The 22,664-nt window shown below is 66.1% G+C and carries 22 protein-coding genes; 8 read left to right on the forward strand and 14 right to left on the reverse strand.

What is annotated here, in order from left to right; all coding sequences use genetic code 11:
- Nucleotides 1–51: 51 nt before the first annotated feature.
- Together M1248_RS23755 and M1248_RS23760 are read right to left on the reverse strand one after the other, a co-directional pair.
- Entirely contained in the window at nucleotides 52–399 is a 348-nt protein-coding gene (locus M1248_RS23755; protein ID WP_163728010.1) for a hypothetical protein, read from the reverse strand.
- A gap of 13 nt (nucleotides 400–412) precedes the next feature.
- Nucleotides 413–1,285, reverse strand: a complete 873-nt coding sequence (locus M1248_RS23760) for an EamA family transporter (RefSeq protein WP_163728007.1) — start codon at nucleotides 1,283–1,285, stop codon at nucleotides 413–415.
- 1,970 nt (nucleotides 1,286–3,255) lie between these two features.
- On the opposite strand from M1248_RS23760, the gene M1248_RS23765 reads away from it, so the two are divergent.
- Nucleotides 3,256–4,176, forward strand: coding sequence for a LysR family transcriptional regulator (locus M1248_RS23765; protein ID WP_163728004.1), 921 nt, complete (start codon nucleotides 3,256–3,258; stop codon nucleotides 4,174–4,176).
- Between the two features lie 220 nt (nucleotides 4,177–4,396).
- Here the strand turns inward: M1248_RS23765 and M1248_RS23770 are convergent, their stop codons facing one another.
- The 3 genes from M1248_RS23770 to xylB all read right to left on the reverse strand — a co-directional run bounded on the left by M1248_RS23770 (nucleotide 4,397) and on the right by xylB (nucleotide 6,814).
- Nucleotides 4,397–4,630 carry a DUF6400 family protein gene (locus tag M1248_RS23770; RefSeq protein WP_163728001.1) on the reverse strand — a complete coding sequence of 78 codons (234 nt, stop codon included), beginning with the start codon at nucleotides 4,628–4,630 and terminating at the stop codon, nucleotides 4,397–4,399.
- 76 nt (nucleotides 4,631–4,706) lie between these two features.
- On the reverse strand, nucleotides 4,707–5,423 hold the full coding sequence (locus tag M1248_RS23775; protein ID WP_317149909.1) for an MBL fold metallo-hydrolase: 717 nt from the start codon (nucleotides 5,421–5,423) through the stop codon (nucleotides 4,707–4,709).
- Complete coding sequence (gene xylB, locus M1248_RS23780; RefSeq protein WP_163727994.1) at nucleotides 5,420–6,814, reverse strand: xylulokinase; 1,395 nt, start codon at nucleotides 6,812–6,814, stop codon at nucleotides 5,420–5,422. Before xylB ends, M1248_RS23775 begins: the two co-directional genes overlap by 4 nt.
- 111 nt (nucleotides 6,815–6,925) lie before the next feature.
- Here xylB and M1248_RS23785 point away from each other — a divergent pair, with 111 nt between their 5' ends.
- The 3 genes from M1248_RS23785 (at nucleotide 6,926) to M1248_RS23795 (ending at nucleotide 9,021) form a co-directional block, all read left to right on the forward strand.
- Nucleotides 6,926–7,429: a DUF6328 family protein gene (locus M1248_RS23785; protein ID WP_317149910.1), complete on the forward strand. Its 504-nt coding sequence runs from the start codon at nucleotides 6,926–6,928 to the stop codon at nucleotides 7,427–7,429.
- Nucleotides 7,430–7,465: 36 nt separating this feature from the next.
- Nucleotides 7,466–8,422, forward strand: coding sequence for a DoxX family protein (locus tag M1248_RS23790; RefSeq protein WP_317149911.1), 957 nt, complete (start codon nucleotides 7,466–7,468; stop codon nucleotides 8,420–8,422).
- A gap of 107 nt (nucleotides 8,423–8,529) precedes the next feature.
- Complete coding sequence (locus M1248_RS23795) at nucleotides 8,530–9,021, forward strand: RDD family protein (protein WP_317149912.1); 492 nt, start codon at nucleotides 8,530–8,532, stop codon at nucleotides 9,019–9,021.
- Nucleotides 9,022–9,033: 12 nt separating this feature from the next.
- Here M1248_RS23795 and M1248_RS23800 read toward each other — a convergent pair whose 3' ends face one another.
- Entirely contained in the window at nucleotides 9,034–10,497 is a 1,464-nt protein-coding gene (locus tag M1248_RS23800) for a GntP family permease (RefSeq protein ID WP_317149913.1), read from the reverse strand.
- A complete protein-coding gene (locus M1248_RS23805) occupies nucleotides 10,497–11,012 on the reverse strand; it encodes a gluconokinase (protein ID WP_163727982.1) in 516 nt (171 codons plus the stop codon). Before M1248_RS23805 ends, M1248_RS23800 begins: the two co-directional genes overlap by 1 nt.
- 124 nt (nucleotides 11,013–11,136) lie before the next feature.
- On the opposite strand from M1248_RS23805, the gene M1248_RS23810 reads away from it, so the two are divergent.
- From M1248_RS23810 to M1248_RS23820, 3 genes are all read left to right on the forward strand, one after another.
- Nucleotides 11,137–11,865, forward strand: a complete 729-nt coding sequence (locus M1248_RS23810) for a FadR/GntR family transcriptional regulator (RefSeq protein WP_317149914.1) — start codon at nucleotides 11,137–11,139, stop codon at nucleotides 11,863–11,865.
- A gap of 15 nt (nucleotides 11,866–11,880) precedes the next feature.
- Nucleotides 11,881–12,768 (forward strand): SCO6745 family protein, encoded by an 888-nt coding sequence (locus tag M1248_RS23815; protein ID WP_317149915.1) that lies wholly within the window; start codon nucleotides 11,881–11,883, stop codon nucleotides 12,766–12,768.
- Nucleotides 12,769–12,862: 94 nt separating this feature from the next.
- The gene (locus M1248_RS23820; RefSeq protein ID WP_317149966.1) at nucleotides 12,863–13,189 is read left to right on the forward strand and encodes a YnfA family protein; all 327 of its coding nucleotides are present in this window, start codon (nucleotides 12,863–12,865) and stop codon (nucleotides 13,187–13,189) included.
- 79 nt (nucleotides 13,190–13,268) lie between these two features.
- Here M1248_RS23820 and M1248_RS23825 read toward each other — a convergent pair whose 3' ends face one another.
- From M1248_RS23825 to M1248_RS23835, 3 genes are read right to left on the reverse strand one after another with little or no spacing between them, the layout of a single operon-like run.
- Nucleotides 13,269–15,242 carry a phosphotransferase gene (locus M1248_RS23825; protein WP_317149916.1) on the reverse strand — a complete coding sequence of 658 codons (1,974 nt, stop codon included), beginning with the start codon at nucleotides 15,240–15,242 and terminating at the stop codon, nucleotides 13,269–13,271.
- The gene (locus tag M1248_RS23830) at nucleotides 15,229–17,193 is read right to left on the reverse strand and encodes a primary-amine oxidase (RefSeq protein ID WP_163737115.1); all 1,965 of its coding nucleotides are present in this window, start codon (nucleotides 17,191–17,193) and stop codon (nucleotides 15,229–15,231) included. Before M1248_RS23830 ends, M1248_RS23825 begins: the two co-directional genes overlap by 14 nt.
- Nucleotides 17,194–17,253: 60 nt before the next feature.
- Nucleotides 17,254–18,762, reverse strand: coding sequence for a carboxylesterase/lipase family protein (locus M1248_RS23835; protein ID WP_163727973.1), 1,509 nt, complete (start codon nucleotides 18,760–18,762; stop codon nucleotides 17,254–17,256).
- Nucleotides 18,763–18,837: 75 nt separating this feature from the next.
- Between M1248_RS23835 and M1248_RS23840 the strand changes: the two genes are divergently transcribed.
- Nucleotides 18,838–19,515 carry a hypothetical protein gene (locus tag M1248_RS23840; protein WP_163727970.1) on the forward strand — a complete coding sequence of 226 codons (678 nt, stop codon included), beginning with the start codon at nucleotides 18,838–18,840 and terminating at the stop codon, nucleotides 19,513–19,515.
- Here the strand turns inward: M1248_RS23840 and M1248_RS23845 are convergent.
- Genes M1248_RS23845 through M1248_RS23860 form a run of 4 tightly spaced genes read right to left on the reverse strand, consistent with a single transcriptional unit; the run spans nucleotide 19,505 to nucleotide 22,663 of the window.
- A complete protein-coding gene (locus M1248_RS23845) occupies nucleotides 19,505–20,428 on the reverse strand; it encodes a cation diffusion facilitator family transporter (RefSeq protein WP_317149917.1) in 924 nt (307 codons plus the stop codon). The genes M1248_RS23840 and M1248_RS23845 overlap by 11 nt on opposite strands.
- Nucleotides 20,428–20,814, reverse strand: coding sequence for an ArsR/SmtB family transcription factor (locus tag M1248_RS23850; protein WP_163727961.1), 387 nt, complete (start codon nucleotides 20,812–20,814; stop codon nucleotides 20,428–20,430). The genes M1248_RS23845 and M1248_RS23850 overlap by 1 nt, the downstream gene beginning before the upstream one ends.
- A 22-nt stretch (nucleotides 20,815–20,836) precedes the next feature.
- Nucleotides 20,837–21,412: a hypothetical protein gene (locus M1248_RS23855; RefSeq protein WP_317149918.1), complete on the reverse strand. Its 576-nt coding sequence runs from the start codon at nucleotides 21,410–21,412 to the stop codon at nucleotides 20,837–20,839.
- A gap of 60 nt (nucleotides 21,413–21,472) precedes the next feature.
- Nucleotides 21,473–22,663, reverse strand: coding sequence for an LLM class flavin-dependent oxidoreductase (locus M1248_RS23860; RefSeq protein WP_317149919.1), 1,191 nt, complete (start codon nucleotides 22,661–22,663; stop codon nucleotides 21,473–21,475).
- Nucleotide 22,664 lies beyond the last annotated feature (1 nt).

Raw genomic sequence — 22,664 nt, forward strand, 5'->3', positions numbered from 1 at the left:
GCTTCCCAGCCGGAAACCGCTACTGCCATCACCTTGGACGAAAAATCGGGGCTAGAGCTTGACGGCGACCGACACGCGCCCGTTGGCGTCGCGGCTGGCGACGGCGTGACCGGTACGGTCATTGCCGTCGAACTTCAGCAGGGTGATGGGGCCGCCGTCGCCGAGGAAGTTGCGCCACCACGTCTTGTTGTCCGGTGACATCACGTTGATGACGATTCCGTCGTCGGTGCGCCGGTAGCCGATCGGGGTCTCGATGGTCTTGCCGGAACGTCGTCCGACATAGCGGATGTTGATCATGCCGCGCCGCACCACCGGTCCGACGAGGGGCGCATCGATGAGCGCGACGAACATCTTGTTCATGAGGCCGACGATCGGTGAACCGTAAAATCCGCTTGCCATACGACGAGCGTAGCTAGGAGTTCACCTCGGCGGGCACGGGCGACGGCGTGCGCGCCCCACTACGGGCGGCGCCGATCCCGGCCGCCACCACGACGGTGATCCCGACCGCCCCCGCGATACCGGGCATCTGATGCAGCACGATGAGGCCGACGATCATCGCGAACGCGGGCTCGAGCGCCATCAGCGTGCCGAACGCGGCCGTCGTCAAGCGGCGTAGTGCCAACAGTTCCAGCGCGAACGGCACCACCGGCAGCAGGATCGCGAGACCGATGCCGATCAGGAGGATTTCGAGCGTCATCCGCTCGAACACCGCGGGTCCGACCGTCGCGGTGGCCACCAGGCCGGCGACGGGCATCGACACCGCGAGTCCGCTGATGCCCGCGACCTGATCGCCGACGCGCTGGGTCAGCAGGATGTAGGTGGCCCAGCACACCGCCGCGCTGAGCGCGAACAGGACACCGACGGGGTCAATGACGCCCGCCCAGGGCTGGGTCAGCAACACCACGCCGACCGCGGCGAGGCCCGGCCACACGAAGCGGTGCCTGCCCTTGCCATGAGCCACCGCGACGCACAGCGGGCCGAGGAACTCGATGGCGCTGGCCGTGCCCAGCGGAATCCGGTCCAGGGCCGCCATGAACAGCAGCGTGATGGCCGCAGTGACCACGCCGAGCACGACGCACATCAGAAAGCTCGACCGGGTGAACGCCGAACGCTTCGGCCGCACAATGAGCAGCAGCAGGATGCCGGCCCACGCCAGCCGCAGCCACGCCGCGCCTTCGACTCCGATGTCGTCGATCAGCGTCACCGCGATCGCAAGACCCAACTGGACGCAGAGCATCGAACCCAACGCCATGAAGGCCCCGGTGCGCGCCTGGTTTGTGGTCACACATGAATTGAACGGGACCGGAACCGTTCACGTCCACGTGATTTTCATGGACATACCGTTCGCGAATCGTGAATAATCGCCGGAACTGTTACCGAGACCGAAGGTCGTCCGGTAGACCAGCGCACGCACGCCTGAACTGCGACCGTAGAAAGCGTGCGAATGAAATGGCCACGGCTACCGGAACTCTGTTCCAGTAGCCGTGGCCGTTTCGCATAACACGAGTTGTGTGCTGTGCTCAGCCCAGCACTGTCACAGCGGAATCCATTGTCCGAGAGCCCAAAAGCCCCATCCCTGACCGTTCCCGGCCGGGATCGGTGTCACCTGCTGGCCATTCCAGTTGAATGGCTGGTGATCCTGACGACCCTGGTCGATGCCCCGCGCCTGCCAATTGGGCCCTCCGGGTTGGCTGGGCCTTCCAGGTTGATTGGGCCCACAGGCCGGTGAGTTCGGTGCCCCCGCAGCCAGCGGGTTGCGCGGTCGCGGAGCCGAGTCCGACACCCAGCACTCCAGCGATGGCGACGCCTCCAGCCAGTATCGACGCCCCGACGGTTCGTTTGAAATTCATTCCCTCAGCTCCCTTTTCGTGCGGCGTGGTTTGCCAACCCGAATGCTAGGAGCGAAGTATTGGACTTCTCGATGGATACCCTAGGTGCTAGCTGTGTCCTGTTGGGGCCGGGATCTTGCATGCGCTGACGCAAACAGTCCGTCGCGCGACATCCGCGCGACGGACTGCATGGCAAGGTGATCCAGGATCAGTGCGGGTTCGAAAAGCTCTGACTTCCTGTCATCTCGGTGGGCACGGAACAAAGGGTGGACACGGCTGAGGCGGCGGCGGCGGCAGGCCCGGGCCTGGTCCGATCGGCCCCATACCAGGTCCCGGCGGTGGCAAACCCGGAGCGCCAAGCCCGGGACCGCCGGGACCGAAGCCGCCCGGACCTGGGCCGCCCGGACCTGGGCCGCCGACGCATGGGGCCCCTGGGGGGCACGGCGGCGGTTGCGCAGTCGCAGTTGCCATTCCGAAGCCGGCGAGCACGCCGGTCGCTGCGGCCACGGCTGCCACCCGTCCGATGATGCGGCGCGCCGGAGAACTATTTGTCGACATTTGACACTCCCATGTGAATTTGCCTCGACGACAGGAGCAATCGCCCAAGTCATCGTCGACAGTGATCAATATTTCTTGGTACTCGGATGTTGCACTAGTTTCCTATGGGCGCCTCCTGCGTGAGCGTGGGCAGAGCGGTGGGTCATGAATAGTGTTGCTGAACAGAACATTACGATCGCGTACGACTTCGTTGGGATGCTACTTCTGAGAACGATCTCCACGCGCAGCATCGCGCCATCTAGGGCACGGGTGGAATGCGGCTCAAAGATCTTCGGCAATCCGGAGGATCCGCTTGCTCAACACTCGCCACCGAACCTCCGTATAGCCGCTACTACTTCCAGACCGTGCTGATGCGTGTACGTTGCCTCATGGACATTGGCGTGACCTGTGTGTGGCATTGGCGCTCTGTATGACCTTCGCCGCGACGTTGTACGCGGGCTGGTTTCAAGGAGTTTGAACTCAGCGGGAGTCAAGTCGAAGTCAATTGCGTTGCACTGCAGTATTGTTGGGATCCAGACAGTATCGGCTCCTGACCGACGAACCGTCACGGCGGCATCTCAGAATCTCGACGCAGGCCTGTACACAGGAACTTCCTAGCCGGTCGACAGGTTCTTCTTATCGGCCTGGCTTACTTTCAGAGTGCTGTGACCAGTACCCCGAAGAGTCACGCCCCCGATGGCTTGCAGGGCGGCGGTCGCAGCCGCGGAGATGGTCGCAGCTGAACCACTCAGTGAGGCGGCACGCGAGCGGTCCCCCCGTCGCTCGCGTGCCGCGCTTTCTTTTCCGGACCACTTCCCTACCGACGGCGGCCTCCCCGCAACCAGGCCTAAATGGTCACGATTGTTCACGAATCGTGAACAATCGTGCGGTGGACACCCGGCGGCTCCAACTCCTCCTGTCGCTCTCGCGTCTGGGCTCGATGCGGGCGGTGGCCGATGCGCACCACCTCACGACATCGACGGTGTCGCAGCAGATCGCCGCGCTCGCCAGGGAGACGGGAGCACAGCTGATCGAGCCCGACGGCCGTCGGGTGCGGCTGACTCCCGCCGGGCTGCGACTGGCTGACCACGCCGTCACGATCCTCGCAGCGATCGACAGCGCCCGACTGGATCTCGATCCCGACGCCGAGCCGTCGGGCACGGTGCGCGTGGGCGGATTTGCCACCGGCATCCGGGTGTCGCTGCTGCCGATCGTGGCCGACCTCGCCGCACAGTACCCGGACGTGAACTTGGTGATCAGCGAGTACGAACCCATCGAAGCCTTCGCATTGCTGACCGACGACGATCTGGATCTGGCACTCACCTACGACTACAACCTGGCTCCTGCCTCGCCAAACCAGGTGCTTCAGACCGAGGCGCTCTGGTCGATCACGTGGGGGCTGGCCGTCCCCTCGACGTATCCCGACGGACCCGCGGATATCGCGGCTTTCGCGGACCAGACGTGGATTGTCAACTCCCGCAACACAGCTGACGAGACCGCTGTTCGCACCTTGGCGTCGCTCGCCGGTTTCGCGCCGCGCATCGCGCACGAGATCGACAGCTTGGACCTTGTCGAAGACCTGATCGTGGCGGGGTTCGGGGTCGGTCTGTTGCCCATGGGGCGACCGACCAGTCGAGGTGTGAAGGTGCTGCCGCTGCCTACACCCGAAGCAGTGCTGACCGCGTACGCGGTGACACGCCGTGGCCGCGCCGATTGGCCACCGCTGCGAGCCGTGCTGGACCGGATGCGGCCACCGCCGGGACAGGCGCTGCCTCGGCCGCGCTGGCCTCGCCCCGAAGCGGGCGGCTAGCGGTCAGGCCGCGCGACGTCGCCGCGCTCGATTCCGCGTATCGGTCGACCACAGGTAGCCGCAGTCAGAGCACTGCAGGTGGACCACCGTGCCCTTATTGCTCAGCAGGTACTGCCAATGGACGGCGCAATTCTTGCGCTTATGGCACTCCACGCATGTGGTGGCGTGGTCGCAACACGGGCAGGGCAGCCAGGCACGTCGTGACCGGTCGGCGGTGGGATCAATCGGCAGCATGGATCACTTTCCGATCAGGCAGGACGCCAGCGCGAACAAGATCGTCGTAGATCCGTTGCTGTTCGTCGTCGAGATCGGAATACAACATTTCTTCCGCCCGCTGTTCCTCGGTCATGACAGCTACGGGATCCCACTCGTCACCGATCGCCTCGAGGACTGTGGCGCGGCGTCGCGCCTCGTCGAGCGTCAGGTCATACGCGAATTCGAGGTCGGCCCTCATGGCACCCTCCAGCCATTCGTAAGCAAGACGAACGGTAAGGGTCACCTAATTAGGGCTGGTCAAGCAATGACCTACATCACAGTCTCGGATCTGACTTCGTCACACGGTTCGCGAGCCACCGCTGTTGGCGGCGCACGAAACCGGCATCCACCGTCGCGCCGTGACCGGGTATGTAGACGGCGTGCTGGCCGCCGGCTTCGAGCAGTCGTTCGAGAGTGCCCGGCCATGCCGCGGTATCGGAGCCACCGTCGATCGCAGGATCGTCGGACTCTTCGACGAGATCGCCGCAGAAGACAACGCGGCGTTCGGCGCCCTCGACGACCGCGACCAGGTCGTGGTCGGTGTGGCCGCGGCCCAGATGCCTGATGGAAAGCACACGGTCGCCGAGATCGATGACGTCCGATTCCACCTCGTGCTGTGGTCGCCGCAACGCACCGACAGCCTCGTCGACCTCGCGCGGTTTCGCGCCGTACTGCAGGGCCTCTGAGCGCAAGCGCTCCGAGTGGTCGGTCATGCTCGTCGCGGCCGCGGGCGCGCAATACACGGCGGCACCGTCGAAGGCCGAAGATCCCAGGACATGGTCGAAATGGTGGTGAGTCAACACGACGTGGCTCACCTCGCGGCCCGTCATCTGCTCGACATCGGCGCGGATCGCCCGAGCTTCGGTCAAGGTGGATCCGGAGTCGATCAGCGCGGCGCCCAGCCGTCCCCAGATCACCCCGACCGTCACGTCAAGGAACGGCAGGCGACATCGGACCACGTTGTCCGCCAGCTGTTCCCACGTGTAGTTCACTGCCCAAGCGTCAACGGTTGCGCGGCGCGGTACTGATCGAGGACGTGCGGTGTCGGGGCTGCCGTGTAGGTTTTCGTGATCCCCAACGACCATGCCGGCGGCGAGTCGTCTTGCGCGAGTGTCCATGCCGCCTGGCGAGCGGCGCCCAGCGCGACGTACTCCGCGGGTGTGGGCACATGTACAGGTGCCCCCAACAGTGCGGACGCGATGTGACGCACCGCCCCCGACCGCGCTCCCCCGCCTACCAGGATGATGCGATTGACGTCGACGCCGTGTTCGGTGATTCTGTCGATGCAGTAGGCCATCGAGCTGAGCAGGCCTTCCACGGCGGCGCGGGCAATATTGGCGGCGTTGAGGTTTCGGGTGGTCATCCCGTGCATCGCCCCCGCGGCCGACGGCAGGTTCGGTGACCGTTCACCCTCGAAATACGGCACCAGCGTCAACCCGCCGGCACCGGGCTCCGCCGACATCGCCAACCGGTCCAACTCGTCGAAGTCCACGCCGAGCATGGTGGCTACCGCGGCAAGTACCGGGGCGCCGTTGAGCGTGCAGACAAGCGGCAACTGGCGCCCGGTTGCATCGGCGAAGCCCGCCACGATCCCGTCGGGATCGTGCGGCGCCACGTCACCCACCGCGCTCACGACACCCGACGTGCCCAGTGAGACCACGCAATCACCGGGCTCGGCGCCCAGTCCAAGGGCCGCCCCCGCGTTGTCCCCGGCACCGGGCCCGAGCACCGCGCCGGTCGACGTCCGCCCCGCCTCCTGGGCAGGGCCGAGCACCGTCGGGACGTGGGGTCGTCGACCTCGCATCGCCGTTTCGAGCAGGTCGAGCTGATAGGTGCCGGCCTCCGATGAGTAGTAGCCGGTTCCGCTCGCGTCGCTTCGATCGGTGCGCAGATCGGCGATGTCAGTCGAACCGCTCAGCCGCCAGGTCAGCCAGTCGTGCGGCAAGCACACCGCGGCCGTCGCATCGGCATGCGCGGGTTCGTGATCGGCGAGCCAACGCAGTTTGGCCACGGTGATCGCGGCGACGGGGACCACGCCGATGCGCTTTGCCCACTCTTGAGCGCCCAGCTCGGCCACCAGCTCGTCGGCGGCGGCACTCGATCGGGTGTCGTTCCACAGCAGGGCATTTCGTACGACGGCGCCCGCACCGTCGAGACACACCATGCCGTGCTGCTGGGCACCGACCGAGACCGCCGACACGTCATCGAGGCCTCCCGCGGCCGTGATCGTCTCCTGCAGAGCCGACCACCACCACCGCGGATCGACTTCGGTGCCGTCCGGGTGCGGCGAGCTGGCCGAGCGGACGACCGCACCGCTGTCGGCGTCGCAGATGACGACCTTGCAGGACTGGGTGGATGAGTCGATGCCAGCGACGAGGGCCACGACGCCGACGCTACGCCGATGAGTTCGTGGTGCGCACCGACCGGTGGTTGTCACCCCGTGGCATGGTGCCAACCGGTCGTAGATCCCGGGTTGCGGTGGGACAATGCAGTCGTGACCAGCGAACATCCCGGCACCGACGAGGGGCGTGGGGAGCGCGACGAAACGGAAGCCGAACGGCTGGATCGCAACTGGTCGAGTCTGTTGCAGGAATTGCGAGTGGCCCAGACCGGCGTTCAGTTGCTCACCGGGTTCCTGCTCATCCTGCCGTTTCAGCCGCGCTTCGCCGACCTGAGTGTCGTGATGCGCATCGTCTATTTGGTGACGGTCGGTTGTTCGCTCGGCGCGACAGTGCTGCTGGTCGCGCCCGTCAGCATGCATCGCGTGCTCTTCCGTCGGCACCGACTCGAGACGCTGGTCGCGGTCTCCCATAGATACGCCGAAGTCGGCATCATGCTGCTGGGCATAGCGCTGTCCGGAGTCGCTGTGGTGATCTTCGACAGCGTGGTCGGCAGAACCGGCGCCTGGATCGCCGGTGGTTGCACACTGGTGGCGCTGATCGTGTTCTGGTACGCGCTGCCTCTGCGGGACAGGGACCTGCGGAACGCCACCTATTGACGTTTGTGACGACCCTGCCCGGGGAACACGGTGGCCATGTTGATCCGACGTGTTGCCCGTCCCATGCTTTCTGCGGCTTTCATCGCCCGCGGCGTCGATGCCCTGCGTAGCCCCAAGCCCGCCGCCGATGCGGCCCGTCCCACGCTCGAGGGGCTGAGCAAGCTGCCCGACCCTGTCGGTACCAATGTCCCGTCGAACGCCGAGACGGTCGCCCGGGTCAACGCCGCGGTTCAGATCGGCGGTGGCCTACTGCTCGCCAGCGGCAAGTTGCCCCGGCTGGCATCGGCCGCGCTTGCGGCCAGCGTGGTGCCGGGAAGCCTTGGCGGACACACCTTCTGGAATGAGACGGATCCCCAGCGCAAGGCCGACGAGCGTCGCGCCTTCCTCACCGACATCAGCCTCATCGGCGGGCTGATCATCGCCGCAGTCGACACCGAGGGCAAACCCTCACTCGGATGGCGCGGCCGCCGCGCCGCCCACAAGGTCTCCGACGCCGTCAGTGCCGCGTTGCCCGTCGGTGCGGCGACCGGTGGAGCGCTCGCCGACAGCCCACTCGCCGAGAAGGTCGGTCACGGCCTGCAGATCGGTGCGGAACGCGGCCGCGAGTTTGCTCACGTCGCTCGCGAGCGTGCACCCGAGTTCGCCGAGCTGGCGCGCAAGCGCGGCGCCGAGATCGCTGACGTCGCTCGCGAGCGTGCACCCGAGTTCGCCGAGCTGGCGCGCAGGCGCAGCGCTGAGATCGCCGACGTTGCCCGCGAGCGGGGACCTGAGTTCGCGGACCTGGCGCGCAGGCGCAGCGCTGAGATCGCCGATGTCGCGCGTGACCGCGGCTGGGAATTGGCAGAGGTCGCCCGCGACCGCGCGCCGGAATTGGCTGAAACCGCACGCGATCGCGCAACGGGTCTCGCCGACACGGCACGCAAGCAGGGCCGCAAACAGGTCAAGCAGGCGCGGAAGCAGATCAAGCAGGAACGCAAGCGTCTGAATTCATGATCATCGTGCGCTGAACAGGCGCGTTCGCGCGACATTCAGTTGTAGATTGACTCCACCATCCCCGCGGTTGGATTCGCCTTCCGCGCAGCGGACGCGAGGAGTGCGAGATGACATCACCTGACTACAACCCTCAGCCGGGCCAATATGGTCAGCAAGGCGCCTACCCACCCGTCGGGGGTCAGCAGCCCGGTGGATTGCTATGGCGCTGGCTCGCCCGAGTCATCGACGGCATCCTGGTCGCCATCGTCAGCTATGCGCTGATTTTCCTCACCGACACCTTGTCGAATTTCTGGGCGACGGGGCTGTTCACCGGCGTGCTCACCTTCGTGTACTTCGTCGCGTTCGAGGTCTCCATCGGAGCGACACCCGGCAAGAAGCTGCTCGGCCTCAGCGTCCACGGTCCAGGGGGCGCACCCAAGCCGACGCCCGCGCAGTCGGCGATCCGCAACTCGTGGACGCTGCTGCCGATCATTCCTTTCGTCGGCGGTCTGCTGGGAGTCGTCGCGATCATCATCATCGCGGTGACCATCAACGGCAGCCCGACCAAGCAGGGCAAGCACGACGAGCTCGCTGGCGGAACTCAGGTCCTCAAGGCCTGACGTCGCTTCGGGTCAGGTGAGGACCCACAGCGCCAGGGCAATCACAAAGGCGGTGACGCCGAGCGTCGTCTCCATCACCGTCCACGTTTTCAGCGTCGTCTTCACGTCCATCCCGAAGAAGCGACTCACCAGCCAGAAACCCGAATCGTTGACGTGCGAGAGGACGGTGGCTCCCGCAGCGATGGCGACCACCAAGAGCGTGAGATGAAAGCTGCCTAAGCTCGCCTCAGCTGCCGCGGCGCCAAGAAGGCCTGCCGTCGTCGTGATCGCGACGGTCGCCGAGCCCTGGGCGACGCGAAGCAACGTGGCGATGATGAACGCCTGGAATATCAGGGACATCCCCAGATTCGAGAGTGAGCTGCTCAGCGCATCTCCGATGCCGCTCAGCCGCAGCACGCCACCGAACATGCCGCCGGCGCCGGTGATCAGGATGACGGTGCAGATCGGACCGAGGGCGTTGTCGAAAATATCGCTCACCGCGGCCATCGACCGGCCGCGCAAGCCCAGCACCAACGTGGCCACGAGCACCGTGATGAGCAATGCGACAGGCGTGTTCCCGAGCAGCATCAGGTACTCGGCCCAAGCCGTACCTTCCTCGATAACTCCTGCGGTTGTCAGGGTCTTGAGCACGGTGTTGAACGAGATCAAGAAGAACGGCAGGAGCAATATGCCGAGCACTGTCCCGAAGGTCGGCGCCTTACGGGCGGGTGCCTGAGTTACCGTCTGACCTGTACCCGCACCAACGCTGACGCCGTCGCTGTCCCCGTCGGCATCGGTATCCGTGGCGATTTCGCGGCCGCCGTTCATCGGACCGAACAGTGCCTCGGGGATGTCGACATGTACACGGCGTCCGATGAATTGGGAGACTAGATAGGCGCCGATATACCAGGATGCGATGGCGATGGGCGTTCCGACGAGCAACGTCAGCCCGATGTTGGCTTCGAGGGCTTCCGCCGCGGCGACCGGTCCTGGATGGGGCGGAACTATCGCGTGCATGGCGGCGAAGGCGCCGGCGGCGGGGAAGGCATACAGCAGCAGCGAGCCGCCGAAGCGCCGCGCGACCGTCATGATGATCGGCAGGAAGACCACGAGACCGGCATCGAAGAATATCGGGAAGCCGAAGATCAGCGCGGCGATGCCGAGTGCGAACGGTGCACGCTTCTCACCGAACCTGCCGATCAGTGTGTCGGCGAGAACCTGTGCGCCGCCGGTGACTTCGAGGAGCCGGCCGATCATGACGCCGAAGCCGACCAGAAGGGCCACCGAGCCAAGGGTGTTGGAGAAGCCGAACGACAGCGCGTCGGGCACGTCGCCGACGGGGATACCGGCAGCCAGTGCGGTCAGCACACTCACCAACACGAGCGACACAAACGCGTGCAGCTTCACCTTCATGATCAGGAACAGCAGGACGGCGACTGCCACCGCGGCAATGATTAAGAGCGTGGCGGTGCCGTATGCCGGTTCGATCGCTTCCACTAGAACTCCTGTTCGGTTGTGCGCGTTGCGGTTTGAGAGACGTAGGTGTCGACGATGGTGTCGATGCTCTGGTCGACGTCGATGGCTAGGCCGCGTTCGTCATCGCCGAGAGGCTCGAGCGTTTCGAACTGCGAGGCCAGCAGCGAAGCAGGCATGAAGTGGCCGGGCCGGCTGGCCTGGCGCTTGGCGATGACCTCGGGTGTGCCGCTCAGATGGAGAAACTCGACATTAGGGCAGTGGCGGCGGAGCTGGTCGCGGTATTTGTGCTTGAGGGCTGAACAGCTCATCACACCGCCGGAGTCGCAGCGCTCGGCCAGCCACTCTCCGATGGCTTCCAGCCAGGGAAACCGGTCGTCGTCATTCAGCGCTTCACCGGCGGTCATCTTTGCGATGTTGGCCGGCGGATGGAAGTCGTCGGCATCGGCGAACGGCACCCGAAGGCGCTGCGCCAGCGCCGCTCCAACAGTTGATTTACCCGAACCCGAGACGCCCATTGCGACGATTGGTGACGCCATCTTCTCCACCTACCCCGTTGTGCTTGACGTCACACAGCATGCCTCAATGATCATACGATTGCAAGTATCTTTCGCAATCGTATGTTTTTAATAACGTCAGCAAAGTCTATGACAAGATGTATAGGTGGTGTCTCAACCAATCGTCGGCGCTCTGCACGGGGGTTTGCTCTCCGCTCTGGGCACCGCGATCGTGTCTGGTGAATATTCGGCCGGTCAGGTCATCACGCTGGACGGCTTGAGCGCGCAGCACGGTGTCTCCCGGAGCGTCGTGCGCGAAGCGGTTCGGGTACTCGAGTCCATGGGCATGGTGGAGTCCCGCCGCCGGGTGGGCATCACGATTCAGCCCGCGAGCAAATGGAACGTCTTCGACCCCATCGTGATTCGGTGGCGGCTCGAGTCGGGCGACCAGGCCGCACAGCTGCTGTCACTCTCGGAGTTGAGGCGAGGCTTCGAACCCGCGGCGGCGGCGCTCGCCGCGCGGCGAGCCGACCCTCATCAGTGCCGCATCATGGCGGCCGCAGTCTCGGACATGGTGGTGCATGGACGGTCTGGGGACCTCGACGCATACCTGTTGGCCGACAAGATCTTCCACCAGACGATGCTCGAGGCCAGTGGCAACGAGATGTTCCGCGCCCTGAACGGTGTGGTCGCTGAGGTGCTCACCGGCCGGACCCACCACGGCATGATGCCCGACATCCCGAACCCCGCCGCCATCGCGCTGCACGACGAGGTCGCGCGTGCCATCAGGCTACGTGACGAGGCCGCCGCCGAACGTGCCATGCGGGCGATCATCGACGAGGCGGCATCCGCTGTGACCGAAGAGTTTTCGCCCCCGGGCCAGCCAGAGGCCTAATGGTTAACTGGGGTCATGGACAGGGACCCCAGGCTCGCGCGGCGCTTCTTCGACCGAATCGAACCGGTACACGCCGTGACGTACTTCGCGCCGGAAGCTCGCGCCGCCCTCGATGGGCTCGGATATCGGGGCTTCTGGATGGGGTACTTCGCCGCTCGCTCGGCGCCGCTCGGTGTGGTGCCCGCCGACGTGGTGACGGCGATCTTCTACAACTTCGCTCCGCAACGCGTGGCGAAGGCGTTGCCCGCGGGGTGGGAGGTCGCTCCGCCGGCCGACGCCCTGCGGGCGCGCGAACAATCTGCGGTCGACGCGCTGCGCCGCTACGGCGTCGGCGCCGACGACGATCTGGCCCTGGTCGCCGACCTCGCCGCCAAGGCTGCGCGCAGCGCTCCCCTTGACGGCCGTCCGCTGTTCGCGGCCAACCTGGCACTCGAGTGGCCCGACGAACCGCTGGCCAAGTTATGGCATGCCGCGACGCTGCTACGCGAACAGCGCGGCGACGGGCATGTTGCGGTGTTGACGTCGCTCGGCGTCTCCGGCCGCGACTGCAACGTCCTGCACGCGATGGCCGGCCGGGTACCGAAGGACATGATCATGCGTAGCCGCGACTACGACGACGATCAATGGGCCCACCATCGTGACAGATTGGTGCGGCGCGGGCTCCTCGACGACCACGACGAGCTCACCGCGCAGGGTCGCGAACTCAAACAGCGCATCGAGGACTCCACCGACACACTGGCGCTCACCGCACTCGACGCGCTCACCGACGACGAGGTCGAGGCACTGTTCCGCGGCCTGACGCCCATCACCCGGAAAGTGGTCGCCGCCGGCGATGTGCCCGCGGCAACGCCGATGGGCCTGAACCGTCACGACCTCGACGACGACAGCGCCCACCTGGTTTGACAGGCTGCTACCCACCGCGAGGACCGCGTTTGTACATCGACACGCCGTGTCCTGCGTACATTTTGCGGTCACTCGCGACAGGCTGAGAGTCGTGATGGTGCTGAGATCGATCGCGTTGTTCGTCCTCGCCGCAGTCCTGGAAATCGGTGGAGCGTGGCTGGTCTGGCAGGGCGTCCGTGAGCATCGCGGCCTGGCGTGGATCGGTGCCGGTGTCATCGCGTTGGGTGCCTACGGGTTCGTCGCGGCGTTTCAACCCGACCCGCATTTCGGACGAGTGCTCGCCGCATACGGCGGCGTATTCATCGCCGGCTCGCTGTTGTGGGGCATGGTCGCCGACGGCTTCCGCCCCGACCGCTGGGACGTCACGGGTGCCGTGGTGGCGCTGGCCGGCGTCGGCATCATCATGTACGCGCCACGCTAGGGTGCTCCCGCTCAGCGAGCGACCTCAAAATGCACGCATTGCACGGCGTGTCGCCGCACAAACACGGTCGCTCGCGGGATTAAGCGCTGGGCAGGTTGCGGTTCCATTCCACCCAGCCGACACCCCTACGACCGTCGGCGGTTGTGACCGTTGCCCATGCACGCGGGAAGTGGCTGATCCGCCCGTCGGGTGACGTCAGCAGAACCGGCGCGTGTCCACGGATGTCGACGGTCGCGACGAGGTCACCCGGCGTGTACGTGATCGTGGTCGTGGCAGGCAGATCGTTGTCCGCAAACGTCGCCTCCGCACTGACGCCCTGCAGTTCGATCAGCGGCTCGCCCTGCCGTTGGGTGTAGCCGATGCCGATCGGCGGGGCACCCGGTATCCGCAGATCGACGCCGTGGGCGTGGGTGCCGTCGTCGAAATGCAGTGCGCTCCAGACCCAGTCCATGGACCACCAGTCGCGCACTCCCCAGGAGTGATCGCGTTGGCCCGGAACGGCGTTCAGCGCGTACTCGCGGCCGTCGACGGTCACCGTGCCCGACACTGCGCACGGGATCTCGTATCGCGGGGTGATCCGGTACTGGTACGGCACGCCGACCGTCGTCCAGATCAACTCCATCGTGGCCTCGACCGGCCTGCCCGGCTGACCATGTAGGAGCGCGGACGGATCGTCGTACGCCTGTGCGCTCCCCCGCACCGTCACCGTGTAGGTCTGCAGCGGCTCGGTCGCCTCCAGGGCCAGGTCGATGGCTCCGGTGTTCTCGAAATCCAGCAGGGCGACGGTCGGCATGTCCGGACCGCACAACAGCGCGTTCACCCAGGTGGTGTTCTCGTTGGGCATCAGCCCCAGCCGCACCCAGCCGCCGATGCCCTGCTGTGGGTCGGCGAAGTCGAAGTACCAGCTCTCGCTCCACAGCGGCTCGGCGCCCGCGGCGTGGGCCTGCTCATCGGCGGGATCAGGCGTGAGCGGTTGCGCCGCAGTGCCTTCGGAGGGGTCCGGCAGCATATCCAGCGCGCCGGTGTCACGCACGTGGTCGCCGTGCCGCGACAGCATCGTCATGAACATTTCGTCGCCACGTTCCGTCTGCGCGACGAGCATCGAGCTCACTATCGCCATCATCACGCCGAAGAAGCTCTGCCGCCGCACGCCGTCACGTACGTCGGCGAGGCTGACTCGGGTGTCGGGACCCAGCGCGTCGTGGTACGCCCGCAGCAGCGCGTCATAGTGCTCGCGGCGGACATCGCTGGGCAGCGCGCACCCGAGGAAGTAGGCGACGTCCGTCATGGCCGGGCCCCAGGTGACGGTCTGCCAGTCCACGACCGTCAGCGGCCGGTCTGCCTCCGGCTGGCCGAAGAGCATGTTGTCCAAACGGTAGTCGCCGTGCACGAGGCCCATCAGCCGGTCGGCGGCGCTCTCAGCCTCCAGGTACGCGTCGAAGCTGCCGACGAGGCGCTCGCACATCTCACGATGCTCGGGCGCGATCCGATCGCCGTACCGGTCGAGGAATCCGGCATACAGCGTGGCGATCAACCCCTGGTTCATCGGCGCATCGCGGTTGAGCCAGTCGGCCTGCGCCATCGATGCGTCGCCGAACGCCGGTGCGTGTAGCCGGGCCAGCTCGGCTAGCGCCAGCATCGCCTGTTCGATTGTCGCGCCGCGCAGTTCGTCGCCGACGACGGCGGGCGCGGCATCACTGAGCAACAGGTGGAAGGCGCCGGTCCCAGGATCGAAGCCGGCGGAATAGCAAATCGCTACCGGCCCGCCGCCGAGGTTGGGCGCGATGTCGGTGTAGAAGCGCACCTCGCGCTCGTAGAGCCCGAGTGCCAGTCCGGTCTGCCTGCTCGCGGGGTCAGTTGCCGCCACCTTCAACACGACCGACGACGGCCCGTCGTTCCCGGACGCGCGGGTCAACTCGACTCGATAGCACTCGCTCATCTGCCCGGTGCCGATGCGCTCGAACGTGAAATCCGTGACCGGGATGTCGAGCGCGTCGCTCAGCCACGCGGCCGTCAGATCCGACGGCCGCTCCATGACGTCAGTGGTGCGCACTGGTCGACGAGGTGTGGCACATGTCGGGCGCGGTCCCCACGACATCGAGGGATGGATTGCGGTCGAAGAATCCGAACGGCTTGAGCCAGAAGGACACGATGTCGACGGGCATCACCGGCCAATCCTCCGGCCGGGTGATGTGATGGATACCGAACACGTACCACATCACGACGTCGGTGTTGTCGATCGAACGGTTGGCCAGCGTCCATTTGGCCAGGCCGGTGTCCGTCGACGACTGATTCACGAATTCGCCAGCAGGCCAACGTTCGTCGGGATGATTCGGGGTCACCCACAGAGTATGGCCGATGACACTGGCACGCTCGATCACCGGGGAGTCGGGGTCGAACATCGGTGGGATCGCCCCGCTGGGTACGAGCTTGTATGACGGATGCGTGCCGATGCCGTTGACGACGTTGGGATTGACGATCTTCCACGTGCGCTGGGTCGCGTAGTTGACGTCCTGCTTGCCCTGGCTCTCGGTGCGCAACGGGATACTGCGCGTCACGAGTGAGAGTCCGTACGGGTTGTCGGGTCCCATCGGTTCGGCGTGAGACTCCGTCATGACGACGGTGTTGTCGGTGCCGTCGATGTCCATGTCGAGCCGGGCGACCAGGAAGTGCTGGTGATATGGCGCGTAGGTGCGCTCGTCGACCAGCGTGCCGTTGGGGTGCTGCTGACCGGGGGCCACCGGCGTGGTGACCATGATTCCGGTGGCCCGGATCTCGCACTCGATGTTGCCGTCCTGATAGAGCCGCCAGTAGATCAGGTATTCATAGTTGGCGACGGTCACATGCGACGACACCGTGAGCCTGCGCATCCGGCGCACCTCGGCGCCGATGCTGTGGTCAACGTGCTTCCACAGCACCGCGTTGTCTTCTTCGTGGATGCAGATGGCGTTGGTGATCGTGTATGGCTCGCCCCTGCTGTTGTGCAGCACCGCGTCCAGGTAGCGGATCTCGCCGAGGCAGTCGCAGCCCAGCTCGAGCGATGTGGTCATGAACCCGAGGCCCCACTCGCCTATGTCGAAGGCGGTCCGCCGGTAGTGGTCCACCGACGAATCGCGGTATGGCACGATCATCTCGGCAAGCGATATCCGGTGTGCCACAGAGCGTTCCCGGTCGCCGTCGCGGTAACGGACGGTGTGTAGCGTCATCCCCTCTCGGTGATTGAAGCCGACACGAAGCGACCAGTTCTGCCACTGCAGCAGGTTGCCGTCAAGGGTGAACGACGGGCCCTCGGGTTGCTCGATGTGCAGTGGCTTGAGCGGCTCCCTGCGCGACGCCGAACGCACCGCCTCAGGAATCATGCTCGGCACGTATTCGCCCATCACGTCGGGCTTCTCGACCCCACCGGTGTCCTCCACGCGGAGCAGTTCCATCGCGTTGAGGTCGATGACGCAATGCAGCCCGCTGACGAGATTCGCATAGGGGCTGCCACCTGCCGAATCTCTCAGCCAGGTGTCCGACCAGCCGATCCGCCGGTCGCGGTACTCCGGGGGCGCGACCGCATTGCCGTAGGTCCAGGTATCGAAGAAGACGAGGTCCATGTCGGTGATACCGCGCTTCTTCAATGCGGCCGCGACGTCGGGGTGCGTGCGCAGCAGCCGGTCGCACTCGGCGAATTCGTCGACAGTGAAGTTGGCCTGCACCCCGGGAATGTGTTCGAACGACTCCACCCGGTCGTCGGTCAGCGACACCGTGCTCTTGTAGGTCGCGTTGGCCGCTCGTTCGAAACAGGTCACCCGCGCGCGGCGGGGCGGGGACGCTCCCCCGTTGTCGAACTCGCGCAGGGCGGCCTTGCTGGGTTCGATCAATTCGATGGACGCGTACCGCCAGCCCGGGCCGGACGTCGCCGACCCTTCGGCTCCGGCGCCGACACCGTGCTCGCGTTGCAAGATCGACGCGACCGCCGTGAATTCGTCGCCGCTGAGCGGATCCAGGGGATGAGCCACAGGATTCACGCAACCACATTCTCGGTTGGATGCGCAGCGATTTCAGCCACTGCTACGGATTCAGCGGCCCGCCAGCGTGAAGCCCTCCCACGCCTGGCGACGATCGGCATGTGGATCGAATTCGACGCGCGGCCGGCTGTCGAAAACCCGCACCGCCCGATCCGGCTCCGCGTAGGTAGGCCATTCGGTACCGGGTACCCCGGTCTGGGCGAACGCGCGCCAGCGCTTCTGTATGTCGTCGCTGACGCGCAGTGCCGTCTTGCGATCCGCAGCGGCGGTGAGCAGCTTCCCGAAAGTCGTTCGGTACACATCGAACACCGCGAGCAACTCTGTCGCATGCGTGGCGCCAAGACCCGACCATCGCAACGTCCGGGGCGCATAGTCGTAGCGATACAGGTAGGTCGGCGCGTGTCTGCTGTGCGCCTCCGCGATCTGCCACGCCGCCGACCCGAACGCGAAATCCCCGCCGAACTGGATGCACGCCGCCGAGTCCGGATATCCGGGGTAGGCGGATGTAATGCGTTCACGTTCAGCGGGTTCAGTTCCGGAGAGCAGTCGCTCGATCATGGGCTCCGTCATCGGCAACAGCTTGAGAAACCGCCCGAACAGCCGGGCCTCGTCGGCGTTGGTGCCGACGATGAGCGGCACGCGGTGGGCGTGCCCTTCGCGCATCGCCTCGACCGGGTCCAGCGGTAGGTACTCGCTGCCGCTGGTGGGGCCGGCCGCGAACGCGCCGAGCATCTCGCGCTGGCCCGCGACGATGAGCCGTTCGAATGCGGCCACGAGCTCCGTCGGCCGGGCCGACATCACGGCTGCCGCGCCGTCGGGCTCGTTCGGGTCGACCAGCTCGGCGAACTTGGCCGCGTAGTCCGCCGCGATGTCCGGAGTGCGCACCATTCCGGCCGCCGGACTTTCGGAAATCGCCTGGGCGAAAAGACCTTTAGCGGCGGGGACGGCCAGCAGCGTGGCCACTGCGTGGGCACCGGCACTCTCGCCGAAGATCGTGACCTTCTCCGGGTCGCCGCCGAAGACCGCGATGTTCTCGCGCACCCACTGCAGCGCCATCACGAGGTCGCGCAGGTAGAGGTTGTCGTCGAAGGTGTGGCTGCCGTTGGACAGCGTCGACAGGTCAAGACATCCCAGCGGGCCCAGCCGGTAGTTGACCGATACGTAGATACAACCCTGGCGTGCCAACGCCGCACCGTCGTAGATCGGCGTCGCCGAGCTGCCCATGAAATAACCGCCGCCGTGGATGAACACCATGACGGGCAACGGATCATCCGGCAGCGTCTTCGGCGCCACCACGTTGAGCGTCAGGCAGTCCTCGCTCATCGGCTGGTACTTACCCGGCGCGAGAAGGGTGTACATGCGCTGCTGTGGTGCGCAGTAGCCGATCCCGTGGCAGTACCGCACGCCCGGCCAGGCCTGGACGGGTTGCGGCGCGCGCAGGCGCAACCGACCGACCGGCGGGCTGGCGTACGGGATCGCACGCCAGCGATTCACGCCGTCGCGGGTGAACCCCTCGACAACGCCGGAGGCGATGGTCGCGCGGACCGTGTGTTCGTGCATCACCCGACGTTAGCGAATGCCGCCCGCCGCCGCGCCTGGACGGTATCGGCGAGTCGGCCCGCTAGCCTGGCCGGTATGCGACTCGCTGGGCTGATCGCGATCTTGATACTGGTGGCGGGGTGTTCATCCTCGACAGACGGCGGGGCCGAACGAATCACCCCGATACCGCCCAACACCAGCAGGCAGTCGTCGCCCACCACCACGACGAGCACGGTACCCACCACACCGCCGGACCCCGGCGCGCCGGTGGCCGAGGTCGTCGCCTGGATCGAGGCGGGTGACACGGCCGACGCCGCCGAGTACCACACCGCGGTGCGCGACGGGGTGACCACCGATCTCGGCGCGGACGTCGCGTTCGTCACACCATCGGGCAAGACCAACTGCATGACCGACTCGAAATATGCCGGTGGCGCCTTGGCGTGTCTGGTCGACCTCGTCAACCCACCGCCGCGGCCGGAGGACGCATACGGCGAGTGGAAGGGCGGCTGGGTCGACTTCGACGGGCAGAGTGTCGAGGTCGGGTCGGTGCGCGGCGATCCGGGCAGGTTCACCGCGGGAACAGGGCCCGAACTGCCCTACGGCCGGGCTCTGGGATTTGGCGACTACCAGTGCCGCGTCGACACCGTCGGTCTGTACTGCGCCAACCGCGCGCACGACACGGCGGTCCGGTTCAGCGACGCGGGTATCGAACCGTTCGGTTGCCTGCAGCCGGCCACTGCTCCCCCGCAGATCGGCGAGAGGTTCAGCTGCTGACCGGCTCGTGAGCCGGATAGGCGTGTACGACCACCGAGCCGAGCTTCGGAATGGCATGTGCCAGTTCATGTTCCGCGGCATGGGCAACTGCGTGCGCGTCGGCCAGGCTCCGTGACGGGTCGACGTCGAGCTCGGTGTCGGCTTCCAGTCGATGCCCGATCCACCGCATCCTGACGCGCCGCACTCCCCGCACGCCCGGCTGCCGCGACAGCACGGTGCGCGCGGTGTCCAGATATTCAGGATCGATGCGGTCCAACAACCGGCCGAATACATCCCGGGTCGCGATGACCAGCACGACCCCGATCGCGCCGGCGATGACCAAACCGACGATCGGGTCCGCAAGGGGAAAGCCCAGCCACACGCCCACCGCGCCGGCCACGACCGCCAGTGAGGTCAAACCGTCTGCGCGGGCGTGCATTCCGTCCGCACGCAGCGCCGCCGATCCGATCCGGCGGCCCACTCTGATGCGATACACCGCCACGACCTCGTTGCCGATGAACCCAATGATCCCCGCGGCGACCACCCAGCTCAGATGGTTCAGCGGCACCGGGTCCACGAGCCGACGAACGGCTTGGACGGCGGCAACGAGCGCGGACACGGCGATGGCCGTCACCACGAACAGGCCCGCCAGATCCTCCACGCGTCCGAATCCGTAGGTGTACCGGCGCGTCGCCGGGCGTCGGCTCATCGCGAACGCGATCCACAACGGCACGGCGGTCAGCGCATCGGAGAAGTTGTGCACGGTGTCGGCGAACAGGGCGACTGAACCCGATACCGCGACGACGATCAGCTGCGCCGCCGCGGTGGTGCCGAGGAGCACCAGACTGATCTTGACCGCGCGGATGCCCGCGGCGCTGTCACGCAGCGCATCGTCGACGCGATCGGTGTGGTCGTGGGAATGTCCGACCCCCACTACCCCGCACCTTTCTCGTGCAGGACGCGCAGCTTGCCCTCGTCCAGGTGGTGTGCGGGGACCCCGCCCGTAGCGTGCTCCGCGTTGTGCACCGCATCGGTGACGAGTTGCCGGACGTGATCGTTTTCGAGCCGGTAGAACACCTGGGTGCCCTCGCGGCGAGTGCGCACCAAATGCGCCATCCGGAGTTTGGCCAGGTGCTGAGACACCGACGGCGCCGGTTTGGCGACCCTCGACGCGAGGTCGTTGACCGACATCTCACGATCGGCCAACGCCCACAGCAGCTGAACACGAGTGGCATCGGCCAGCATCCTGAACACCTCGACGACGAGGTCGGCCTGGTCATCGGCAAGCCGTCGTCCGCAGACCTGCTTATCTGCATTCATACGCAGATATTAGCGCGAAGTTTCAGGTGAGTGGTTCGGCTCTGGCCCGCGCCCGGTCTGGATAGATCTGGGTCATGCCGATGGCACCGACGATCACGACCACCGGGATGACGGCCTTGGTCCAGCTGACCGTGGCCGGTGCCGCGACGGCGACGTATCCCAGGACCGCGATGAGCGCGAACACGAGAGCCCACATCAGCGTCAGCACCTGGTTGGTCCTGCGGAACGCCGCTTTCTCCCAGTCATGTCGCGGCGCTGACGGCGGTGCGTACTGCTGGGTGAAAGGGACGAACGCCAGTGATGCAAGGGCCATCAACGCGGGAACTCCGCCGGACAACGTGGTCGCGTAGGTGTCCATCCAGTCGCGGTCCTCGGCGCCGACGGCCATGCCGGCGACGGTGACCCCGACGAAGAACACCACCGTCACCACATCGAGCATGCGCGCCCCTCCCCGCCCTGCGGAGATGCCCAGGAACAGCGCCGAGATCACCGCGCAGATCGCCCCGAACATCCACGTGCTCGGGCCGTCGGCGACGACCCAATAGACAATCCACGGTGCGAAGCCGACGAATGGGCTGCGCTCGAACCACTCGTCCACGAGTCAGGTTTACCTAACTACCGGCGCGGAGGCAAAAGCTAGGCTCGCAGTCGGCGACCCTTACGCGACTCCCTTGTGTTTCAACAGCGGAAGCACGCCCTCGGCGAACCAGTAGGCCTCCTCGAGATGCGGATAGCCGGACAGGATGAACTCATCGAACCCGACCGAGTGGTACTCGTAAATCAGGTTCGCGACCTCTTCATGGCTGCCGACCAGCGCCGTGCCCGCCCCGCCGCGAACCAGGCCGACACCGGCCCACAGGTTGGGGTAGATCTCCAGGTTGTCCACCCGGCCACCATGCAGAGCGGTCATCCGGCGTTGACCTTCGGATTCCGACTTGGCATGCAGCTCAGTCTGTTTGGCGATCTGCTCAGGACTAAGTTCGGCGAGCAGCTCGTCAGCAACCCCCCACGCCGCCGCAGCGGTGTCGCGGCTGATGGTGTGCAAGCGGATGCCGAAGCGCACCTTGCGTCCTCGCGCCTCGGCGAGCTTGCGCACCTGCTCGATCTTGGCCGCCGCAGCCTGTGGCGGCTCACCCCACGTCAGGTACACGTCGACGTACTCGGCGGCGATCGGCAGTGCCGCGGCCGACGATCCGCCAAAGTAAATCTGCGGCAACGGATCCGGTGCTGCCGATACCCGCGCGTCCTTGATCGTGTAGTGCCTGCCCTCGAAATCGAGTGAGTCCTGACGCCACAACGTGTTGACAATGTGCAGGAACTCCCCCGTGCGGGCATAGCGTTCGTCGTGGCCCAGCCAGTCGCCGAAGCGGCGCTGCTCGACGTCGTCGCCGCCGCTGACGATATTGAGCAGCACCCGTCCCTCGGAAAACCTCTGAAGGGTCGCGGCCTGCTGCGCTGCCAGCGTCGGGGGAACCAGCCCAGGCCGGAATGCGACCAGGAACTTCAGCCGTTCGGTTTCGGCGAGCAGGGCCGACGCCGTCAACCACGCGTCCTCGCACCAGGTTCCGGTCGGGGTCAGCACACCTTCGAACCCGAGGCGATCCGCGGCGCGGGCCACCTCCGCGAGATACCTGCGTGATGGTGCCCGGTAGGTGGCGGGCACGGTGTGGTGTGACGACGCGTGCGATGCGCCGACGATGGATCTGCTGTCGCCGTTGGTGGGCAGGAACCAGAAGAACTTCGCCGTCGGAGATGGCGATTCGGCTGGGGCCGTCGGAGACGGCGATTCGGCTGGGGCCGTCGGAGACGGCGATTCGGCTGGGGCCGTGCCGGTTGGCTGGGCGGTCATA

Source organism: Mycobacterium sp. 29Ha (genome assembly GCF_032883055.1).
GTDB classification, from domain to species: domain Bacteria; phylum Actinomycetota; class Actinomycetes; order Mycobacteriales; family Mycobacteriaceae; genus Mycobacterium; species Mycobacterium gallinarum.

What these genes read in the sequence shown, in the direction of transcription:
- M1248_RS23755 (WP_163728010.1), bottom strand. Translation starts at nt 399, where the DNA reads ATGGCAAGCGGATTTTACGGTTCACCGATCGTCGGCCTCATGAACAAG.
- M1248_RS23770 (WP_163728001.1), bottom strand. Translation starts at nt 4,630, where the DNA reads ATGAGGGCCGACCTCGAATTCGCGTATGACCTGACGCTCGACGAGGCG.
- M1248_RS23790 (WP_317149911.1), top strand. Translation starts at nt 7,466, where the DNA reads ATGTTGATCCGACGTGTTGCCCGTCCCATGCTTTCTGCGGCTTTCATC.
- M1248_RS23795 (WP_317149912.1), top strand. Translation starts at nt 8,530, where the DNA reads ATGACATCACCTGACTACAACCCTCAGCCGGGCCAATATGGTCAGCAA.
- M1248_RS23805 (WP_163727982.1), bottom strand. Translation starts at nt 11,012, where the DNA reads ATGGCGTCACCAATCGTCGCAATGGGCGTCTCGGGTTCGGGTAAATCA.
- M1248_RS23815 (WP_317149915.1), top strand. Translation starts at nt 11,881, where the DNA reads ATGGACAGGGACCCCAGGCTCGCGCGGCGCTTCTTCGACCGAATCGAA.
- M1248_RS23820 (WP_317149966.1), top strand. Translation starts at nt 12,863, where the DNA reads ATGGTGCTGAGATCGATCGCGTTGTTCGTCCTCGCCGCAGTCCTGGAA.
- M1248_RS23835 (WP_163727973.1), bottom strand. Translation starts at nt 18,762, where the DNA reads ATGCACGAACACACGGTCCGCGCGACCATCGCCTCCGGCGTTGTCGAG.
- M1248_RS23840 (WP_163727970.1), top strand. Translation starts at nt 18,838, where the DNA reads ATGCGACTCGCTGGGCTGATCGCGATCTTGATACTGGTGGCGGGGTGT.
- M1248_RS23850 (WP_163727961.1), bottom strand. Translation starts at nt 20,814, where the DNA reads ATGAATGCAGATAAGCAGGTCTGCGGACGACGGCTTGCCGATGACCAG.
- M1248_RS23860 (WP_317149919.1), bottom strand. Translation starts at nt 22,663, where the DNA reads ATGACCGCCCAGCCAACCGGCACGGCCCCAGCCGAATCGCCGTCTCCG.